Origin of the sequence: Thalassospira sp. HF15, from assembly GCF_011806525.1 — a bacterium.
In the GTDB taxonomy this organism is placed as follows: Bacteria; Pseudomonadota; Alphaproteobacteria; order Rhodospirillales; family Thalassospiraceae; genus Thalassospira.
Genome location: NZ_JAAVKI010000003.1, coordinates 153,658 through 173,885 on the forward strand (window position 1 = coordinate 153,658; position 20,228 = coordinate 173,885).

Here is a 20,228-nt window from a genome sequence, read left to right on the forward strand (position 1 = left end):
CGTTTGTTTAGGGGGTATTAAGCAAAATTATGAGACTGGCGATCATCCCGGCACGCGGTGGCAGCAAACGTATACCAAGAAAAAACATCAAATTGTTTGGTAACAAGCCGATGATTGAATACTCGATAGATGCAGCACTCAAAAGCGGTGTGTTCGATAAGATCATTGTTTCCACTGATGACCACGAAATTGCAGAAATCGCAAAATCTTCGGGTATAGAATGCCCGTTTGTTCGACCAGCTGAACTATCGAATGATTACGCTGGCACAGTCGAAGTTATAGCTCATGCTATCCAGTGGGCCATAGATAGTGGCTATGACATAGAATCGGCATGTTGTATCTATGCAACGGCTCCGTTCATCCAGGCGAGCGACCTCCGGGCGGGACTTCAAAAACTTGAAACCGGGAAATGGTCTTATGTTTTTTCCGCAGCAACCTTCGAGTATCCGATATTCAGGAGCTTCAAACAGAATCCCGACAATTCTGTCGAGATGTTTTATCCTGAATACTTCTCTACTCGCTCTCAGGATCTGCCTGAGGCCTTTCACGACGCTGGACAGTTCTATTTTGGACGGCCTCAGGCTTGGCTGGAGAACAAACGCTTCTTTGACCGTTGGGCGACAACTGTGAACATACCGCGCTGGCGGGTGCAAGATATCGACACCGAAGAAGACTGGACGAGAGCAGAAATGATGATGGAAATATTGAAACGCCAAGGACTGCTCTGCTGAAGCCAAGGATTATCTATTATTTCCCGCAAGAAACATCATATGGCAAACAATGAAACCTATTCCGTAGTTTTAATCGGCCTCGGCAATGTTGGGGTGTTCTATGACATTGGTGATTTGACTGGAAAGAAGTACCTTACTCACGCAAAAGCCTTTTCTAAGCATGCGCGATTTGATCTCGTAGCCGGTATTGACCCAAACGATGAAGCCAGAGCTACCTTTACTAAGGCCTACAGCAGAATAGCCTTTGCGAGCCTAGATGATGCCGAAAGCAATTTAGAACCGGATGTAGTGGTGATCTCTTCACCAACAGATTTTCATCTGGATTCTATTGAGAAAGTTTTTAGATACTGGCGACCGAAAGCCGTCCTTTGCGAAAAGCCTCTTGCATACAACTATCCTGATGCACAACGAATACTAGAGGTATGCAACACATATAATGCGCAGCTATTTGTGAATTTCTTTCGTGTGTGCGACCCGAGTACTGCAAAAGTGCGCCAGATTATTCAGGACAATTTCAAGTCTCCTTGTTTTAGTGGGGTGGCGTGGTATTCCAAAGGCTTGAAAGCCAATGGAGTACATTTCGTAAACCTTCTTCAGGACTTATTTGGAGACGTCACTAGCATTAAAATCATATCATCAGGACGAAGATTGAAGCCTGATGACCTTGAGCCCGAATTCGAGCTCAGATTTGGCTCAGGAAAAGTAGTATTTCTTCCTTGCAAGTCTGAAGATTACTTTCACAACTCGATTGAGATTATAGCATCCGGCGGTCGGCTAAGATACGATAACAGTGGAATGAAGGTTATATGGCAGTCCGCCGAAGAGGATACACGCTTCCCCGGTTATGTCAGATTAAGTTCGAGGGAGAGAGATATTTCTCCAGACTATGATCGCATTCAGCTAAACGTCGTTGAACAGTTATTGAATGCCCTGGACGGGAAGCCGGCAACAATCTGTTCTGGACGAACTGCTTTAAGCACACAAGCTGTCATCACCCAGATAGAGACACTTACCAATGAGGACGACCATCATGAGCACAGCTGATAAATTGGCAATTCTTGGCGGCGAAAAAGCCATAGCCAAACCGTTTGCTCTTTACAATCCAATTGGTTCGCAAGAAGTGGCAGCTGCGGCAGCTGTTGTCGAAAGTGGAGTACTGTCTCAGTTCATTGGGCGAGCAGGTAACGACTTTCTTGGCGGCCCAAAGGTCCGCCAATTCGAACAGGCTATGTCTGAATACTTCGATGTAGAACACGCCATCTCAGTAAACTCGTGGACATCGGGCCTTATCGCTTCTGTTGGTGCCCTTGACATTGAGCCGGGTGATGAGATCATCGTTACACCTTGGACAATGTGCGCTAGCGCCACTGCGATATTGGTATGGAACGCTATCCCGGTTTTCGCTGATATCGATCCTCAAACTTTTTGCCTCGACCCCAAGTCGGTGGAGGACAATATTACGCCCCATACCAGAGCAATCATGAGTGTGGATATCGGTGGCCATCCAGCAAATACTGACGCTATCAATGCAATAGCTAGAAAGCACGGCCTGAAGGTTATTTCGGATACCGCTCAGGCGCCGGGTGCAACATATCACGACAAGTTTGCCGGTACTCTCACCGATCTCGGTGGATACAGCCTAAACTACCATAAACATATCCATACTGGAGAGGGTGGCGTTGTCGTGACAAACGACAACAAACTTGCCGAGCGGGTAAGGTTGATCAGAAACCACGGAGAACATGTTGCGCATGACATCGGCCTGTCGCAGATTAACAACATTATTGGCTTCAATTTCCGACTTGGCGAAATTGAAAGTGCAATCGGGATCGAACAACTGAAAAAACTGGATCGCCTTGTTGCGACCAGACGTGGGGCAGCGGAGAGGTTAACCAAAGGTCTTGAAGGTCTTGTGGGTTTGGAGACACCGTTTGTCGCGCCGGGCTGTAATCATTCTTATTACATGTACTTTATGAAAGTGGATCCTGAGCTAACAGGTGTTTCCCGTGACAAGATACACAAAGCACTTGTTGGCGAAGGTGTTCCTGGCTTGGGCACCTCATATGCCAACATCCATCTGCTTCCAATGTACCAGCAAAAAATCGCCTACGGAAAATCCGGTTTCCCTTGGAACTCCGACATCTGCCGCAGAGAAGTAAATTACTCGAAGGGGATTTGTCCGGTTGCCGAGGATCTGCAGGACAGAACCTACCTAGGCTTCCAGATGTGTATGCACAAAATGACCGATGCGGAAGTTGATGCGATGGTAGGAGCCTTTCATAAAGTTTGGCGAAACCTGCATTTACTGCGGCAGGTAGACTAACTGGATGTCCAAGCCGACTGAAGCCATTAATATTCTTGGCAAAGCTACTTATTTGAAGACGTTCACCTATTCAGACATATGCGGTGAATATCTCGAATGGTTAAACAACAAATCTCTTATGGCTTTTAGCAATCAGAGATTTCATGAGCACTCGCGTGCCTCCTGCGAAGATTACATTCGCTCCTTTGAACGTTCACCAAGCCTGTTCATGGGAATCTACTTAAAAGAGTCAAATCAGCTTGTTGGAACCATCTCCGCACATTTGGCACTACATCATCGAACGGCCGACTTGGGCATCCTGATCGGCTCGCCATCCGCTAAAGGAAAAGGGTTGGGTGTTGACGCTTGGTGCGCAATGATGGATTTCCTGTTTCGAGATAAATCCATCCGTAAGATCACTGCTGGCACCCTGTCATGTAACAAGCCGATGATTCGCGTAGCAGAAAACTCCGGAATGGAGTTAGAAGCAATCCGAAAAGAACAGGAGTTGGTTGAAGATAAGCCTTACGACATGCTTTACTTTGCGAAGTTTTCGGCCTTTCTTTGAGCCCAATCAATGTTCTAATTCGACTTTCTTGAATTTTGAAGAATGCGATTTCGCAAAGAGAACGGAAACGACTTTGCGAAAAATCTGCTGCGGAAAGACCCGATACAAGGCTTCCCATCCAAAATACAGCCATAGGCTTCTTGTGGATTTGGCACTGCGCCATTGTAACCACGTCCTCTTGAGAGACCTTAGAGAATAAAGCTCTGGATGCTTCTGTCGAATAAACATCCACAGGTCGACATGCTTTTGGCGAGAAATACTGGCCAACATCGCATTAGATTGAACGCGATAGTGGAACAAAGGCTCGAAAACGGCTCCACCGAAGTATCCTGATTTTCCAAGCCTAATATTCCATTCCCAGTCTTCGTAACCATGCTTCATGTTTTCATCGTACCCCCCCACCTCCTGCCAAAGGCGCTTTGGTTGTAATAGGCAATATGGCAACTGGTTTAAAAAGAGCTGCTCGAAAAAATTATAATGTTTCGGTAGCACGCCCTGCGATTCCGCTTCCAAAGATAGCCATGAAAACGCAAAATCAATATTCTCATTGTTTTCGATAATATGAAGCGTTTTCTCGATAAATTCCGGATCGAGCCAATCATCACAATCCAATGGCAGGACATACTCGCCTTTAGCTTCACGAAAGCCGGTATTACGTGCCCCGGGCAACCCTTTATTTTTTTGACGGATAACCCGAACATCAAGAGCGATACCATCCAGATGCGCAATCGTCTCAGGATTGTCTGATCCGTCATCAACAATCAAAACTTCTATTGGCGGATGAGTCTGGTTGAGTGCGGACTGGATTGCCTGATCCAGATAAGCATGCCCATTATAGCAGGGAATAATCACGGAAACCGTTGCTTCACCGGTCATGTAGCCGCCCCAAGGTTTAATTCAAAAGCCCTAAGCATCTATGTGAACAATCTTATACAGTTAATATACAAATCGACTTTTCATGATGACAAGCAATCTTACAACTCAAAACTGTTCCTCAAACTGAAAGCGCAACAGCGATTGTATAGGTTTAAACAAGACTTTAGCAATAATACCGTCCACAAACAGAGCAATGAACCTCACTGGCACACAAATCTCCAAGAAAGAGTCGTTTAAGGAATTTACTCTTTTTTTGAGATATCCCTTTTACCCTCTCGAGGCTGTGCCCTATTTTTCGAAAAAAGATTTAAACACAAACTGATGCCGCTCAATCCATTTTCGAAGATCAAACGCGTTCTCTGCCCTTTCGCGGGCCGCCCTGCGACGTTCAGGCAAGTCCCGCACAATATCAATCATCCCATCGGCAATGTCCTGAACAGTCGGCACGTGATTACTGTCAAACCCCTGTTCAACGGGAAGGGCTCTGCCAGCCATCCCAGTCGCCAGCTCCGGCACGCCTCCCGAGGCTGAATAGAGAACCGGCAGACCACAAGCCATTGCTTCAATAACCGTGTTTGGGCATGGGTCATTGTGCTTAAGCATAATATATATATCGCCTGCGCGATATATATCTGGCGCATCCTCCTGACGATATCGCCCTGTAAGGATTACTCTGTCTTCTATGCCAAGTTGCCTGACAAGACCAAGCGTCATTTCCGTTGCGTTCGCCGACATCCAACCAGACAAACGCAAATCAGCATCAAGACCGTCCAAACAAGCTTTGTGAAAACCACGTACCGTTGCTTCAATACGGTAAAACATGTGGTCGTCAATTTTTCCTGTAAGAAGAAGCACCGGTCGAGTTCCGTCGCGACTGAGAAGTTCCGCCTCAGACAGCGGGGAGAAATGATCTATGTCCACAGCATTGAACAGAATTTCTGTTGGCCCCGAGCGTTTTCCAAGAAATTGCTCCGCGCATTCTCGACAAAACTTACTTTGGCAAAATACATAATCGGCAGCATGCCAGGCACGCGACATTTGTCGATTTTTTTCTTCCCAATCCCCATCGAACCAACCGCTGTAGTAAACGCCGTTCTGATTCAGCACTACTGGTATTTCACGCCTCCGCAAAACTTTTAAAGCGAAAGAAGAGAGGTATGGTGTATTTGACAGCGCATATACAATTGAATAGCCAATACGCGTCTCAGGGAAATATTTTTGAAGCCGCTTAACTTTAACCAGAGGCCCACCAACATCACCAGCAATGGCCCCGCCGTACCAAACAGCAATAGTTTTACTCTTGCCTGGAAGGATGGCTAGTAGCGTTTGCAAGCTCGTCCAGCCTGTCCTGAGGATTCTTTTGCGTAAAGGATCAATACTTGAACTCAAATCCAGTTCCTTTGGATAGAAATAGCTTTCTCCACTCCTGGAGAGTTGATCCAACTTCAATCAAGCAGGCCTGCAAACAGCCCAAATTTCGCCCCAAACCGTCTGCAAATCATCAATCTTGATGTCTGCGGCCTGCATTTCTGCCTTAAACTCATCTAAGGTATGCTCGATGAAATGGGTTCTGTCATTGTAATAGTTGATACCCAGTTCCTTGCGCAGAGGGACGTGCCATTCCCGTTCGAATGCAGGAACCCGAATAAGTACTTTCGTCGGTACCAAGACAGAAACCAATCGCTTCAAAAAGTCCGTCCTGTTTTCAATATGCTCCAACACGTTGGATAAAATAACAGTATCCGCAGCACCTTCAGGTAAGACTTCAAAAGCATCACCAAGAATGAATTTGAGATTAGTTGGATTGTCGGCACCGCACGCTTGCTCATAGCGCTCTTCATCGATTTCAACGCCAAATACTGTCGAACCGGACACACTTTTGGCAACTGTGCGCGAGACTGCACCATATCCGCAACCGATATCAACCACCCGACTGTTTGGGGCAATATTCTCAACGAAGAAGTCGTGATACTTCATCAAACGGTGTTTGGGGTGTTCACCACCCTCGTACGCCATTGCCCGTTCAGACAACAGACGTTGAAAATCGTCCTGCAACAAGTATAGCCTTTTGAGGGATTCAGCAGGACTTCCAATTCTGGATTCAAGCATCAACAATGAAAAAATCAGCTTGTTACGAAACTTTGCCGGAATAATTGAGAATACATAGGAAAAAAACTTAATTGTCCCCAGAAGGAATGATCTCATTGGAACCACATATCTCCATACAAATTCACGAGATGCCAAGTTGTGCGACAAGATCGCAACATTCGAAATCCTCGGCTATCGTTTACATTCTATCTGGAAGCGAAGGATCACTCACACCAGAATTCAAAGGCTAAGCAATTAATCTTCCTGATTGGCAGCGCTCAGCTCTTTTGCACTCTCTTGAACCGAAAAGCATAAAGCTTTGAAAAAACGTGCATACCAAAAACGGTGAGCAAAACAATCAGCTTTCTAAATGACCGCCGCTCAGATGCGATTTTGTATCTCTTTTCGTATAGCCGTTCAATAACATCAAAATACCCTTGGCACATGCGCTGCGCAGTCCAAGGATAATCTTTCATGGATTCCTTGTACTTGTCCCAGTTTGCAAGGTAACTTCTCAGCGCGGCCTCAAAATCTTCTACACCATTAAATACCTGTCCGAAGCCATGACAGTATTCAGGAAGGGCTCCACTGTTTCGGTACAGCAGTGGTAATCCCGTCAATCCGGCTTCGACGTGGTGCATTCCACCGGGCTCACAAATCGAAGCCGTTATATATCCATCATATTTTGAGAGCTCTTCGCCCAAGCTAACGCCGGATAACGGAGCACGTACTTTGACATTCTTGAATTCAAATCCAGTAGGAAGATTTCCGATATATGTAAAATTGATGCGATCACGCCATTCGGCATCATCAAGCATCTGGTCTATTTTCTCATAAACATCGAAACCCTTCATCCAGTTTCCACCCCAATGATGGGTCACAAACTTGAATGGTAATGCAGGCTGCGTGTTCATGTTATCGCGCGGATAAAAAGTCTTTGGATCACCGCCATTGAACACAGTGTCGGATGGCCGCCCGTCGCTAGGGAACCAAACTTTTAAATCGCGCAGCCAATCGGCAATGAACAATGTGTGATCCGCAACGTAGTTTCCTGCACGCAACCAAAAATTCATCCATTTGGTATTTTTCCTTTCATCACATTCATTAATGCGATGAACAACAACAACCCTGGGGTTTATCTTTAGCTGATAGCGCAGGACTTCAAACGCCGAATACGTATATCCAGGCAAATGACTTCGCGGGTCAATCATAATAATGATGTCGATATTGTCATCGTGAAGGTTACTCACGACTTGGTGGCCACGCTCCTGCAGCCATGCAGTCATAGCCTTTACAAAGGCGTTCCCCCCACCCCAGGGACCGTCAACCACCTCGTAACCGATCGCAATTTTCACTTCACACCTGCAGTTTTCGACTCAAGTAATACAGATGCTGCCTCATATACCGCATCAGGTTCGATTAAATTCATACACTTGTGACCATTGTCGCACCAACCCAGATTTCCACATGGCGCGCAATCCACATAATGGCAAATGACGTTATGCTGGTGCGGATACCCTGCAAACTCCGGGAGAGTGATTCCACCCCAAAGTATCACAGAAGGTGCATCAACGGCACTTGCCGCGTGCATTAACCCACCTTCTGTGCCGATAAACAGAGAAGCTTTCTTGATCATAAGACATGCTTGCCGGAAACCTGTCTTGCCGACCATATCGACCACGTTCGACAACGACACTTCCCCTGAAACGCCAGTTTGAACAATGGATACGTCAGGATAAGTTTCTGCCAGATCGTCTACAAGTTTTTGCCAGCGCTCAGCCGGCCAAGCTCGTAGGTCACCGAACCAGTCCCGATTGGTATCGGGTTCGACGACGATGAAGGGAGACCTAATACTATAATCATCCAGCAATCGGATTATTTCGTCTTCTTCAGACGGTAGGAAATTCATAAAGCTCCGCGGCTTGCAAACTTCCAGTCCAAAATTACGCGCAATCACATGCGCAGCACATCCGCCTTCTTTCCATATTGTCTTGCTTGCGGTTTGCGCCTTTGCATAGGAATGGATCCTCATATCAATATGCATGAAGCGCGGATGCTTTCCCCGTCGCCATCCTTCCTCAGACATTCTGAACACAAAAGCTTCCCAACGCCTTCGTAATTGATCGATGGAAATTAACTTTTCAAAGACGATATCTAGGGCTTCAAGAACTTTGTATTTATTGCGCTTGGACACATGTGCAATATTCGAATTATGTTTGAAAACAATGTCTTCACGGTAATCGCGATCTAAGCGCCACAAACGTCCTGCCAAGACGTCCGAAAGCATTGGAGTATCGCAGGCTACAGCGATATCTCCTGTGCCAAACCGCTTGTTGTGCGCATTAAAGACCGTCGTCCAGATAAGGTTTCCACCCAGTCCCATGCTTAGTCTTTAACTCCAATGCGATCAACAAGTGTCGATATCGTGTTTTCCAGTCGACTTATTCCGAAATGTTCCCGAGCAGTCCTCAAGGCCCCCTCACTTATTCCGGAATAGAACGCTTCATCATGAGACAAGCGGTCAATAGCTTGTTGAAGTGCAATTGGATCTCTGGGTGGCACCAGCACACAGTTTTCTCCGTCACGTAAAAATTCGCGATCAAACAAGCCCTTATAATCGGTAATGATAACCGGCTTCCCACAAGACATTGCTTGTAGCGTTACCGAACACCCTGACGGTTGCCAAACATCTTTTATTGGTACAATAACACCTCTACATGCTCTGTAGAGTTCTCGGATATCTTCGTCCGAGAGGTGCGACGTCGCCAAGCTGCCACGAACAAGCTCAATCTTCGGATTTTGCTGAAGACCTGGCTCGTCAATATTTGTAATGACTTTTACTTGTACTGATAGCACCGCCCGGGCAATAACACTGTAGTCCCTCTGGGGATCTGAGCCGATTGCCAGAAAGAATGTATTGTCATTTTTCTGAGCCGTAGTTCCGCCAGGAGACCAGAAGTCTTGATCCACCCCAAAATCGTAGCTCTGAAGGAGTCCTGCGGGCAGCGCGTATTCTTTTGTCGCAGCTTCGCGGTCAGCGGCACCAGACGTCATTGCATAATCAAGACGCTGGAGGCTGGAGCGCACCAACTGGCCAAAGCCACTTCGAAATGGCGGCCGCACACGCTTTCTCCAGTCCGCCAATCCATGAAAACCACCAATGACCTTAAGTTGTTTTGGCAGTAAGCTCCTATAGCATCCCATAGACAAACTAAATGAGTCAGTGAAACCGAAAACAACGTCCACGTCATGAAGATGAGGGATCATTAACTCTACCTGACTTCTGGTAACCCCGATTTGGGTCAACCCGTTCAGTTTACGTTCGCAATGCTGTCTGAAACGACCGGCCATGTTATTTGACATCTGCCTAGCATTCAGAAACACCACCTCATGTCCCTGTTCCTGAAGTGCTAGACCACCATAAAAGAATTCCTTGGGGTTTCTGCCCGACCTTGCACCAGAAAGTCGGGACTCACGCGCTTCCCCCGGCAGAACGATCACAACGCGACACTTCTTACTCATTTAAGATCAATCGATTTCCAAAATTCATAAAGTTTGGGTATTGAGAAAACTAAAAAAGGTGGCCTTTAAAAGCTGATGCAAATCTGATGCCCTATCGCTCGTAACAACACACAAGGAAATGCTAAACAGACATCTAGTCAATACCGTTTGAGGTCAGAAAATGAACCGTTTGTCCTCTCACTTGTGCCTCCTCCAACATAGCACATGGTACTCCAACAACAATGTCTGCAGACATAATCGCGTCGGTCGGGCTTCCTGCATCGCTGAGTACAATGGGAAAAGAGCACTGATGCTGCGTTAGCCAATCAAACTTCTCTGTGTTCTCTCGCGGGTGTGGGCGAACTACAAGCCTGGGCTTCTTAATTTTCGGCCCCGAATTCTCTTCAATCCGGCCGGAATCAAGGGCGGACACTACTTTTTCCAGCATTACAACCTCGTCAAAAAGGACGGGCCGTCCAAACCCAGACATCTCGCGCCCTACCAAAGAGACGAACAAGACCACGGTTTCATCTGAAACCGCTCCCCAAGTCTTCCTGCAATCCTTAAAAATTGCAGGCGACACTTCCATTCTGAACAGATGGCAGTTCCTACAAAGCACTGCAAAGCCGCTATCAAGGCCGTTGCGTTCAATATCCTCAATGCATGCTAGAGATGGAACGAGTAACCTGTCGGGTAAAAAAACATTCTTTTTGCTATCAAACAGTCGTGCAGCAATGTTCTTATCATTGTCCGCCAAAGCGACAACAGGAATCCCGCGCTTGCGCGCTTCCTCCCACAGAATACGAACTGTAACGCCGTCAACATCATCAAGCCCTGTAATCAGCACTTTGTCGCCATCTCGGTCAAAAATCTCCGAGATTTCCTCTGGTGACAACTTCGGCTCAGACGCTTCCGCTCCAAGAAAATCAGGCTTGAGAGGTCCAAGCTTTTCGCGACGCCAAACCCTTTCCGCTGGTCCCCAGGCGAGAATTCTTTTCTTTGATCGACGCAGTTCCCCCGAAGAATAACACTCTATAGCGCGAACAATGCCTGCCAACTCATTGTCGATAAAATCCTCAGTCTGCTCCAAAATCCAAAGCAGAGATACCAACATGTTTGCACTTCCTGGATCCCGACTGGCAAAAACGAGCTCAACTGTCACAAAAATTCTCCACAGAATGATCAGGCAAACTTACCACGTCTACCCTGCCGATTCAGACACCATTGAACGAAATAGCTCACTCTCCTTCTGCAGCGATTTAAAATCTCCCTTGCCGACCAGATGGCCCTCATTCAGAAGGAAGAGTTCGTCGCATTCCACCACTGTTGAAAGCCTGTGAGCGATCGTAATCGAAGTTACAGTGCCCTTCAGGCTCCTGATTGTATCCTGAATTGCTCTTTCCGTAAGCACATCCAAAGCACTTGTAGCTTCGTCAAACACAAGCAGCTCCGGTGAGTCGTACAGTGCTCGCGCTATCGCGATCCTCTGGCGCTGTCCGCCTGAGAACCTTACCCCCTTATCACCTACTCTGGTCAGAAGGCCGTCAGGGTGACCGTTTACAAACTCAGTGAGACCGGCGGCCTCAAGCGAGGCACGAACCTTTTCAAGGTTGATATCCTCTGCCTCTAAGCCGAACGCAACATTCGCGAGAATAGTATCGTCAGAAAGAAACGGGAACTGAGCGACATAACCGATCTTTCGATACCATGCCGGGTGGTTCGGATTGAAATCGGTTCCGTCTAGCTTGAGGCAACCGCTTGTGGGAGCCTGCAGTCCCATGATGATATCTACAATCGTACTTTTTCCAGCACCAGACTGACCGACGAAAGCATAAGATTTTCCATTCTCAATCGTTAGACTGACTTGGTTAAGAACATTCTTACCATCTTCTTGGTATCTAAAACTCACCCCTGATACTTCGAGTTTCTTCCAGCCATCTGACAAATCGGGTAAAAAACCTCCTTCTGCGGGAGGGGGTAATTCGAAACGACGAAGTTCAGCCATTTGAGCTTGATAACCATCGAGGAATGGCTTGCCCGTCGCAATGTTACCTATGGTACCAGTCAGGCGTGTCAAGGAAGGCAGCAGGCGGGAAACAATTACAGCCAAGAAAGCGACTTGCTGCAAAACATCTTCTCGCTGAACTCCAGTCCAAAAGAGACTGAGCACAACCAAAATCATTCCCAACTGTCCAAATAGAACAAAAAACGTCGGTACAATCCTGAAGAGTACGTTGATTTTTTTTTTCGATTGGTTCGCTGCAGAGTAAACATCCATGTACTTTTGAATGTAAAATTCTTCGCGAGTCTTTATCTTTATTTCTCTCGCCCCCAAGAAGGCTTCGACCCCTAGGCGATTAGAACCTTCGATCGCAGTTCTGAATTTTCCCGAATATAATTGAATTTTGTTGCGAATTACTGTGACTGCAATAGCCGCCAACAGGCCAACACCCGCAATCACCAACAAGCCGGTAACTGACGAAACGGTCAACACCACAATCGTCGCGATGATAATCATGATCAAAGCGTACGCGAATTCCAATATCGCAGGAAAAACGGTATTCCCAATCGACGAAGCATCTTGCAGAAGACGCTGAGAAATCTCCGAGGAGTTCTGTTTTGAATGCCAAGAAACAGGTGCGGAGAGAGTTGCCCTCACCGCAGCGCGCGTAAGGTCTCGAGTTACGCTCGCTCCGTATCCCACAATACCTACTTGGACAGCAAAATTAAAAACCACACCTGTAGTTAACAATATTATTGTTACAGCCCCCAAGCTGTAGTAATTAATACTAGACAATGGAATATTAACAACATCAAGAACAAAAAGAACCTTTTCGCTTTTTTGAAGCATGCTTGGGTCAAGAACATAACCTAAAAAAACGGCCACTGTCGCCAGACCTAAAAACTCCAGTATTCCAGAAACTATCATTATTACGCATATACCGATAGATTCCATTCTTTTTTTACGGTCAAATATCTCCCAGCATTTGGATATTACTTTTGAAACCATTAATATACTCACCTAAAAATACTGTCGTTATCGGGAAATCCGATCTAACTTCCAAGTCACAACAAACTAGATCTGCTGTCTCGGCGACTTTGACTCAGCCTAATCATCAGCTCAGGGCAGTTATAAACATAGGAAATGCAAAAGAGAACATATAGGATAATAATTCTAGCGTTGCTTATTTCTCGGCGAACGATTACCTCATCCTGAAATGCTAAACAAATCTTCCTTCTTAACCCAATAACGTCGTCTGGACGTATCTCGTGAGGTAATATAAGGTAAGGTTAAGCTTGGCATTTTGTAACGTAATCGCCTACATATCAGGATGTTGGAAACAATGTCTGATTTAGAAAACGACAAATCCGATAGAGCAAGGAATGTGGATCAACATTAATCGAAATGGTCGGTTAGGCAATCGACTTTACTCCCGTGCTCATGTTTTTGCGGCGGCTATCGAACTAAATGAAACAGTGGTCGACTGGGGTTTGAGTGACGTTGCAAAGCACTTCCCGGCAATCGAAAACCCTGCCTTGCCAACCTACCCCAAGCAAATAGAAGCAAAAGAAGTTCGGGGGTGCCTAGCCAGATTACTTTTTTCGGAAAAGCTTATCGAAAAGCTTAGAGTTTTGCGCCCTCGCAAGACTGGAGTAACGGGACCGATCTGGAGCCAATATTGGCAAAAAGGTACGGACAATTCTGAAAAGATGCGGCTCGACACAAAAGAGTTTGCCGATTTTTGTCGGCGGCGAGACGTTGTCATATTGAATGGCTTTAAACTAAAGTGTCCCTCTTGGGTTGTTAAACACCAAGACGCAATTCGAGAATATTTCCGCCCGCCAGAGAGCATCTGCAGGAAATGGAAAACTATTATTAGTGAGCAGCGCAATAAATTTGATATTGTTGTTGGGATCCACATGCGTTCAACAGATTTCAAATACGCACAGGGCGGACGGTATTACTTATCACCGCAAGAGTATGTTAAAGTTATCCAAGAGCGCATTGACTGGGGAGACACAAAACCGTTCTTTTTGATTTTCTCTGATGAATCCTACAATTCAAATGAAGAATTCAAAGAGCTTTCTCAAGCGTTTGAAGAAATACCCCATATGTTTTATCATGGCAGTGAAATAGATGATCTGACAGGCCTAATGCACTGTGATCGTATCGTTTGTGCAGCAACAAGTACATATGCCAGATGGGCTGCTTTTGCAGGTAAAGCGGATTGGATTGGGGTTACGAGACAAGTTCTAACCGATACCAATAACCTAGAATTCCAACCTCACCCTTACCCTTGGGACTACTGAGCAATTTAATACCAATCAAGTATATTATTTTGGAAGTTCCCGTGTAACCTCTGCGGCAATAAGCTTTGCACCTTCTGTAGACATATGATTGTTGTCAAAATACAGTGCGGTCCCATTCTTAACAGCATAACAAGCTTCATTAGTGCAAAAAATTGAAGCGGGATCGAATACAGTCACATCATCAGGTATCTGGCTCAATGAACTTCTCACGAAGGCCGACCTTCTCTCCCACCAGTCAGCGCTCACTCCTTTGACAGCATCACCTTCAACAGGCGTTGCCAAAATCAAATTCTGAACGTCCGTCGGCGTTTCTGGAGCCTGCAATACTAAAATCACATTCTTCCCAGAACGCTCGAAACGATTGATCGTACCAAGCAATGCCTTCCAACGTTTCCCACGAGTAACTTCATCAGTACTGTTAGGAATTTTCGGCCATACTCCGAGATGACTGCCAAACAGAGCTTCATTCAAGCGATAACTGACTACAACATTTTTTATAGTCTGGTGTGTAGCGATATACTCAACGACCTCTTCCGTCCAATTCTTGCACGACTTTGGCTCGCTATCATTTCGCCATGCTGGCTTACACCCGCTGTAGGAAAAATGCGCGACGCCAATTTCACTCGGCTTAAGCACTTCACCAAAACCGTACGCTAATTCAACAGCATGGCTATCGCCGAAAATTGCCCAAGCGGCAGGCTTTCCATTATAAACGCAGGAATCCTCTGGCTTCAGGTACTGAGCCCCACCAGTGTGACAGTCACCGCGCTTCGGGCTCGGAATTGCCGTCTCCAACATGTGCCGCTGGTTACTAGAAATCCAGTATGTCGCACCGTGATTGAAAATTCCAATGCCCCCAATCGCAACGAATAGCCCGATGAGTAGGACGGATGACAAACCTATTGACCAACCGCTCAGGAAAGACCGATCTCTTACAGGCCTCTCGACATATCTCCAAGTGATCCAAGACAGGACAAATGTCAGTACTACAGCAAAGACAACGGTAATCAAACGCAGCGAGTACCCAAATTCATGACGTAAAAAGGCCAATATCGGCTGATGCCATAAGTACAAGCTGAAACTTATATTCCCGATCCAGACCACCGTTTTGGAAGACAGAACACGTCCGACCAACGTCACCGGTGTTGCCGCAAGAATAACAAGAACCGTTCCAAGAACTGGAACAGTCGCATAAAGACCGGGAAAGCCAAAACTACCGTCAAATGTTAAAATCGAAATCACAATCAGGGAAAGGCCCGCTACCCCCAATAAGTTGCTCGATTTTATCGCATGCTCCGACAACCAAATTGCGGTTAATGCTCCGGCTAAAATCTCCCAACCTCGTGTAGGCAGCAAATAGAATGCAGCCGTCGGCTTGTAAATTGCGCCCCATTGTGCGGCTGCAATACTGATGCAAAAGATGACAACCAAAAAAACCACTATAAATGGCAATCTAAGGCGCCAAACAACAACCATAAACGGGGGGAAGAGAAGGTAGTATTGCTCCTCTACTGCCAAGCTCCAAGTATGCAACAAGGGTTTGAGTTCTGCGACACCGCCAAAGTACCCCGTATCTGTCCAGAAAAAGAAGTTGGAGGCAAACAATGTGGCTGAGACAAAGCTCTTCCAAAACCCCAGGAGTTCGACAGGTTGGAGCAAAGATATGGCAAATGGTACACATACCGCCATGACGAAGAACAAGGCCGGAAAGATACGCCTGGCTCTACGTTCGTAAAAACTCGAAAAGCTGAATCGCTTTTCTTTGAGCTCGGTGAGGATAATCGAGGTTATCAGATAACCACTGATAACAAAAAATACGTCGACCCCGACGAAACCGCCCTCGAAGAAACCTATACCTGCATGAAACAGTATTACTGGAACAATTGCGACGGCACGCAAGCCGTCGATTTCCGGGCGATAATGCATCGCTCCCCCAATTCATTATCGGAAATCCAGCCCTTCCTAGGAGCACGCTGATTCTCGTTTATCATTTTTCAAATGGCATGTCATAAAGATCTACGGACTTGATTAAGTCAGTTCATTGAGGAAACAAAGATATTTTATTAAACTCATTCAAAAGGACTTTGCTTTGAACAACACTTTGATTGTCGTTGTCGCAGCACGAATTACTGATTGGATCGACAAAGGAGAGATACCGGAAGGTTATTTTAATCCTGTTGGCCGATTTTCGCGCATTATCATAGTATCTTTGGTGAAAGACTCACCATCCAAAGACGCCATCACTCACTTGGCAGGCGCCGCGAAGTCAGAGTTTCATTCGATTAGCCTGATTTCTCCGCTGGCTATTTTGACTACGCTTGGATTGACCCCAATGCTAGTAGCCAGTTTTCTATCTAGGAATTTCTCGTTTAGGAACGCTCCAAATGAAAGAATTGCTGTGCGCTCATATGGCGACGCGATATCTGGGTTAGTTGCGGTTTTGCTCGCAGACCGCCTAGGATGCAGATCTTTGGCAAGCATCCATACTTCGATCCACCAAGACAATTCATTGGCTATGGAAGGTTCGCTTAAACTCCGACTTCTCGCTCATTTGGAAAGAAAAGCACGCCGATTCACACATCGATTTATTGATGTACTCACGCCTGTATATAGCCCTGCAGTTAAAAGCGTCCCGCCCGCCTATCATCACAAAACTGTCGTTGTACCCAATGTCATTGAACTTCCCGAAAACGCAGCGAAGCTCTCATATTCACTTAACACACCAGTCCGCCTGATTACGGTAGGTCGCCTAATTCAAGGAAAAACGATTACGCCACTGATTGAGATGCTTGAAGGTCGTCCAGAATGGCACCTGACAGTTATCGGGAACGGCCCCTTGAGAGCGCAATTTATCCGAACAATTCGCAATAGAGGGCTGTCGCCCAGAATTTCAATGATATCACGCTTGGACAATATCGAACTGTTGGAAAGCTTCAAGACCTATGACATTTTCGTTGCACATACGAAATTTGAGGAAATTCCCAAAACCGTAATTGAAGCAGGCTTGGTTGGCTTACCGATATTATTGAATAAACCCAGTTCACAACTTCCTACCGAATACGAGAATGCACCAATTGAATGGGTCGATATGCAGACTTCCAACTATCAGCAATCTCTTGATAAACTTGTACTTAGAGACCTGAAAACGATCGGATTTAAGACCCGTCAGCATTTCGAATCAGTTTTCAATCCCGAGGTCGCTGGAAAAAGGATAGCTGATTTGCTATTGGATGATGCGTCTTTGAAAACCGATGCCGAAGTTCAGCTATGACCCCCTTGTCGACAAGTCCTAAATCAATAGCAGTCATAGTGGGCACGCGCCCGGAAATTATCAAGCTAGCTCCTGTTATCAGAAATCTCAAAGACATAACCACGAGCAACGTCAGGGTTTATTCAACCGGTCAACATCGTGAACTTCTTGAACAAACGCTCGGTAGCTTGAATATCAAGATTGATGTGAATTTCGACCTTATGATGGACGGACAATCCCCATCAGAGATACACGGCAAGGTTATTGCGTGCCTTGAAACAGCTTTCAAAGCCAATCGTCCCGACATGGTTGTTGTGCAGGGTGATACCGTTTCTGCGTTTGCCGGAGCTGTGGCAGGGTATCTTTCAAATATCCCGGTTGCTCATGTTGAAGCTGGCCTCCGCAGCCACAATCTTTTCAACCCTTGGCCGGAAGAAGGCCTGCGGCAAATGATTGCACGTGTGACTAATCTGCATTTAGCGCCGACCGAACAAGCCCGTGCAAATCTCGTTGCGGAGGGAATTGACCAGCAACAGATCCATGTTGTGGGCAATCCCGGCATCGATAGCCTTGAGTTAGTCAGGAAGAACAACAAGCCCAAGTCTGTGATTCAAGGCTTAGATAAATTGGACAGCAGGACACTTGTCATCATAACAATGCATCGCAGAGAGGCATTTTCCGGAGGGCTAGACAAATTCTGCGAAGAGTTGTTGCGTGCCGTAAGCCGACGGCCCGACGTTCTCTTCGTGTGGCCCATTCACCCCAACCCGAGGGTTCGTGAAATACTTTCCCGTCATTTCTCTGACGGTGCAAACGAGAATCTCGAGTTTATCTCTCCTCTAGCTTATGACCAGATGATCCTATTATTGAGCAATGCTGATTTGGTGATTAGTGACTCAGGCGGAATGCAGGAAGAATCCCCCTACTGCGGCGTTCCAATACTCGTGATTCGGGATGAGACAGAGCGACCTGAAATCATTGACCTTGGCCTTGGACAATTGATTGGAACCTCAGCAGAGGGACTAGCCGACAAAATCGAAGTATCCCTTGCATATTCGCCAGCACCATCAGCTGTAGCCAAATGGAAGGAGATCCAAGGGAATGGCCAAGCTGCTAAAAAAATAGCGACCCTCATTGCAAGGTTTGTAGCTGACTAATCCCGCCGAGCCGAAAGTAAGCACCGTAAGCGACCATCTGCAGGAACAGAAACATTCCGCCACTTAGTAGAAGCTCGTAAAATAAACCAACCGGCGAAACAAAGAATGTGGTGATCGAAATTACAATAAAGATCATCGAGTTCGCACAAAGCACCACAATTGCCTGATTTTTTTTCCAGACGCCTCCACCGAATCCGGCACGGTTCGCAATGTATGCCAAACTACCCGCAAGCAAGGATTTGCCTATCAATATTCCCGATGCGACCCCCAGTATCCCCCAAATCGGGGCTGCTAGTACCGCAACCAAAAAGCCACTTGCAAGACAACAAACAGTCACTGAGACAAGCTGCTTACCAGATGACATTGCGATCACAAAGTACTCCCATCCAGTTGATATCTGATTCGTCAACACAGCCAGCCCCAAAATGACAACAACCGGGGTCATACCAGTTGCTTGGGTATTTACAAGCAGCGAAATCAATGGATCTGCGAGCAGTGATAACAAGCACAAAGTTGGAATGCTCAGCTCAACAAACAAAGTCGTTCGCTCTTGAACTCTCTCTTTGCAGCCCTTCCAATCAGACAATTTGGTATACTTTACCATTTCGGGAAACAACAACCACCAGAGCGGCGCGCCGAGAGCAACAATAGTCGAAAGCAACATCACAGCTGCCACATACTGAGCTACAAACTCGGGCCCGAGGTATCTACCCACGACCAAGCGATCACCGAGATTGGATGCCCACTCCGCCAAACCAGCCAGCATAAAGGGAATACCAGCCAAAAGAGTTCCAATCGCAGGGAGAGAATAAGGACTCTCTATTTCTTCCTTCTGGCAGAAGACCATGACAACAATAAGAATGAAAATGACTACTAGCTTGGAAATACCGAGCAAAACCACCGCGAGCCAAATCGAAAGCGCCCCCAAATAAGCGGCAACAAGCAAAGTTGCAATGTGAACTGCTATTGATGCAAATTGCACATACAGAGACTGTCGTACCTTTTGCATAGCCCGCAAATATTCCTGTACAAGCGCCTCCAGCGCGGCGAGCCATGAGAGAACTGCCACCAAAATCATCAGATTTGTTTCACTGGTGCCCACATCCAATGACAGGAAGGTCGCAACTTCCGAGGAGAAAACACAAAGAAGCGCACCAAACCCCGCACAAATAAGTGAAATCATTGCCGCCGCAACATAAAGCGTTGCTCGGGAACGATTGTCGTCTTTGGATCCTGCGAGGCGCCGAATGACTGAGTAGCCGATCCCGGCAGAAACAACTGGTACAAGTGCGAACGAGAATGCGAGCACCTGGGTGTAGCTTCCGAAAACTGCAGCCCCAAGAGACCATGCAAGCAAGGGAGTTATGACAAAACCACTGCCCCTCGCAGCAGCTTCGGCCACAAACCGTATGCCCAAATCACTTTTGAAAAATGTTGTAACGCT

General features: G+C 46.5%; 17 protein-coding genes. 7 read left to right on the forward strand and 10 right to left on the reverse strand.

Going from position 1 to position 20,228, the window contains the following annotated elements; translation table 11 throughout:
* The first annotated feature begins 29 nt into the window (after nt 1-29).
* From pseF to HED22_RS07285, 4 genes are read left to right on the forward strand one after another with little or no spacing between them, the layout of a single operon-like run.
* Nucleotides 30-731 carry a pseudaminic acid cytidylyltransferase gene (gene pseF, locus HED22_RS07270; RefSeq protein WP_167720665.1) on the forward strand — a complete coding sequence of 234 codons (702 nt, stop codon included), beginning with the start codon at nt 30-32 and terminating at the stop codon, nt 729-731.
* A 39-nt stretch (nt 732-770) separates the two neighbouring features.
* Nucleotides 771-1,775: a Gfo/Idh/MocA family protein gene (locus tag HED22_RS07275; protein WP_167720667.1), complete on the forward strand. Its 1,005-nt coding sequence runs from the start codon at nt 771-773 to the stop codon at nt 1,773-1,775.
* Complete coding sequence (locus tag HED22_RS07280) at nt 1,762-3,054, forward strand: DegT/DnrJ/EryC1/StrS aminotransferase family protein (protein WP_167720669.1); 1,293 nt, start codon at nt 1,762-1,764, stop codon at nt 3,052-3,054. Before HED22_RS07275 ends, HED22_RS07280 begins: the two co-directional genes overlap by 14 nt.
* Nucleotides 3,055-3,058: 4 nt before the next feature.
* On the forward strand, nt 3,059-3,601 hold the full coding sequence (locus HED22_RS07285; protein ID WP_167720671.1) for a GNAT family N-acetyltransferase: 543 nt from the start codon (nt 3,059-3,061) through the stop codon (nt 3,599-3,601).
* Nucleotides 3,602-3,607: 6 nt separating this feature from the next.
* Here HED22_RS07285 and HED22_RS07290 read toward each other — a convergent pair whose 3' ends face one another.
* The 8 genes from HED22_RS07290 to HED22_RS07325 form a co-directional block, all read right to left on the reverse strand.
* The gene (locus tag HED22_RS07290) at nt 3,608-4,477 is read right to left on the reverse strand and encodes a glycosyltransferase family A protein (protein ID WP_167720673.1); all 870 of its coding nucleotides are present in this window, start codon (nt 4,475-4,477) and stop codon (nt 3,608-3,610) included.
* A gap of 288 nt (nt 4,478-4,765) precedes the next feature.
* Nucleotides 4,766-5,866, reverse strand: a complete 1,101-nt coding sequence (locus HED22_RS07295) for a glycosyltransferase family 4 protein (RefSeq protein ID WP_167720675.1) — start codon at nt 5,864-5,866, stop codon at nt 4,766-4,768.
* Between the two features lie 60 nt (nt 5,867-5,926).
* Entirely contained in the window at nt 5,927-6,682 is a 756-nt protein-coding gene (locus HED22_RS07300; RefSeq protein WP_167720677.1) for a bifunctional 2-polyprenyl-6-hydroxyphenol methylase/3-demethylubiquinol 3-O-methyltransferase UbiG, read from the reverse strand.
* Between the two features lie 161 nt (nt 6,683-6,843).
* On the reverse strand, nt 6,844-7,920 hold the full coding sequence (locus HED22_RS07305) for a glycosyltransferase family 4 protein (RefSeq protein ID WP_167720679.1): 1,077 nt from the start codon (nt 7,918-7,920) through the stop codon (nt 6,844-6,846).
* Nucleotides 7,917-8,948 carry a glycosyltransferase family 9 protein gene (locus HED22_RS07310; RefSeq protein WP_167720681.1) on the reverse strand — a complete coding sequence of 344 codons (1,032 nt, stop codon included), beginning with the start codon at nt 8,946-8,948 and terminating at the stop codon, nt 7,917-7,919. Before HED22_RS07310 ends, HED22_RS07305 begins: the two co-directional genes overlap by 4 nt.
* Before the next feature lie 2 nt (nt 8,949-8,950).
* The gene (locus HED22_RS07315; RefSeq protein WP_167720683.1) at nt 8,951-10,066 is read right to left on the reverse strand and encodes a glycosyltransferase family 4 protein; all 1,116 of its coding nucleotides are present in this window, start codon (nt 10,064-10,066) and stop codon (nt 8,951-8,953) included.
* A gap of 154 nt (nt 10,067-10,220) precedes the next feature.
* Nucleotides 10,221-11,228, reverse strand: coding sequence for a hypothetical protein (locus tag HED22_RS07320; RefSeq protein ID WP_167720685.1), 1,008 nt, complete (start codon nt 11,226-11,228; stop codon nt 10,221-10,223).
* 39 nt (nt 11,229-11,267) lie between these two features.
* The gene (locus HED22_RS07325; protein ID WP_167720687.1) at nt 11,268-13,076 is read right to left on the reverse strand and encodes an ABC transporter ATP-binding protein; all 1,809 of its coding nucleotides are present in this window, start codon (nt 13,074-13,076) and stop codon (nt 11,268-11,270) included.
* 374 nt (nt 13,077-13,450) lie between these two features.
* Between HED22_RS07325 and HED22_RS07330 the strand changes: the two genes are divergently transcribed.
* Complete coding sequence (locus HED22_RS07330; RefSeq protein ID WP_167720689.1) at nt 13,451-14,377, forward strand: alpha-1,2-fucosyltransferase; 927 nt, start codon at nt 13,451-13,453, stop codon at nt 14,375-14,377.
* Nucleotides 14,378-14,401: 24 nt separating this feature from the next.
* Here HED22_RS07330 and HED22_RS07335 read toward each other — a convergent pair whose 3' ends face one another.
* Nucleotides 14,402-16,303 (reverse strand): acyltransferase family protein, encoded by a 1,902-nt coding sequence (locus tag HED22_RS07335; protein ID WP_167720691.1) that lies wholly within the window; start codon nt 16,301-16,303, stop codon nt 14,402-14,404.
* A 163-nt stretch (nt 16,304-16,466) separates the two neighbouring features.
* On the opposite strand from HED22_RS07335, the gene HED22_RS07340 reads away from it, so the two are divergent.
* Together HED22_RS07340 and wecB are read left to right on the forward strand one after the other, a co-directional pair.
* On the forward strand, nt 16,467-17,648 hold the full coding sequence (locus HED22_RS07340) for a glycosyltransferase family 4 protein (RefSeq protein WP_167720693.1): 1,182 nt from the start codon (nt 16,467-16,469) through the stop codon (nt 17,646-17,648).
* Entirely contained in the window at nt 17,645-18,784 is a 1,140-nt protein-coding gene (gene wecB / locus HED22_RS07345; protein WP_167720696.1) for a non-hydrolyzing UDP-N-acetylglucosamine 2-epimerase, read from the forward strand. The genes HED22_RS07340 and wecB overlap by 4 nt, the downstream gene beginning before the upstream one ends.
* Here the strand turns inward: wecB and HED22_RS07350 are convergent.
* Nucleotides 18,759-20,186, reverse strand: a complete 1,428-nt coding sequence (locus tag HED22_RS07350; RefSeq protein ID WP_167720698.1) for a lipopolysaccharide biosynthesis protein — start codon at nt 20,184-20,186, stop codon at nt 18,759-18,761. The two genes, wecB and HED22_RS07350, sit on opposite strands and share 26 nt — an antisense overlap.
* Between the last annotated feature and the right edge of the window lie 42 nt (nt 20,187-20,228).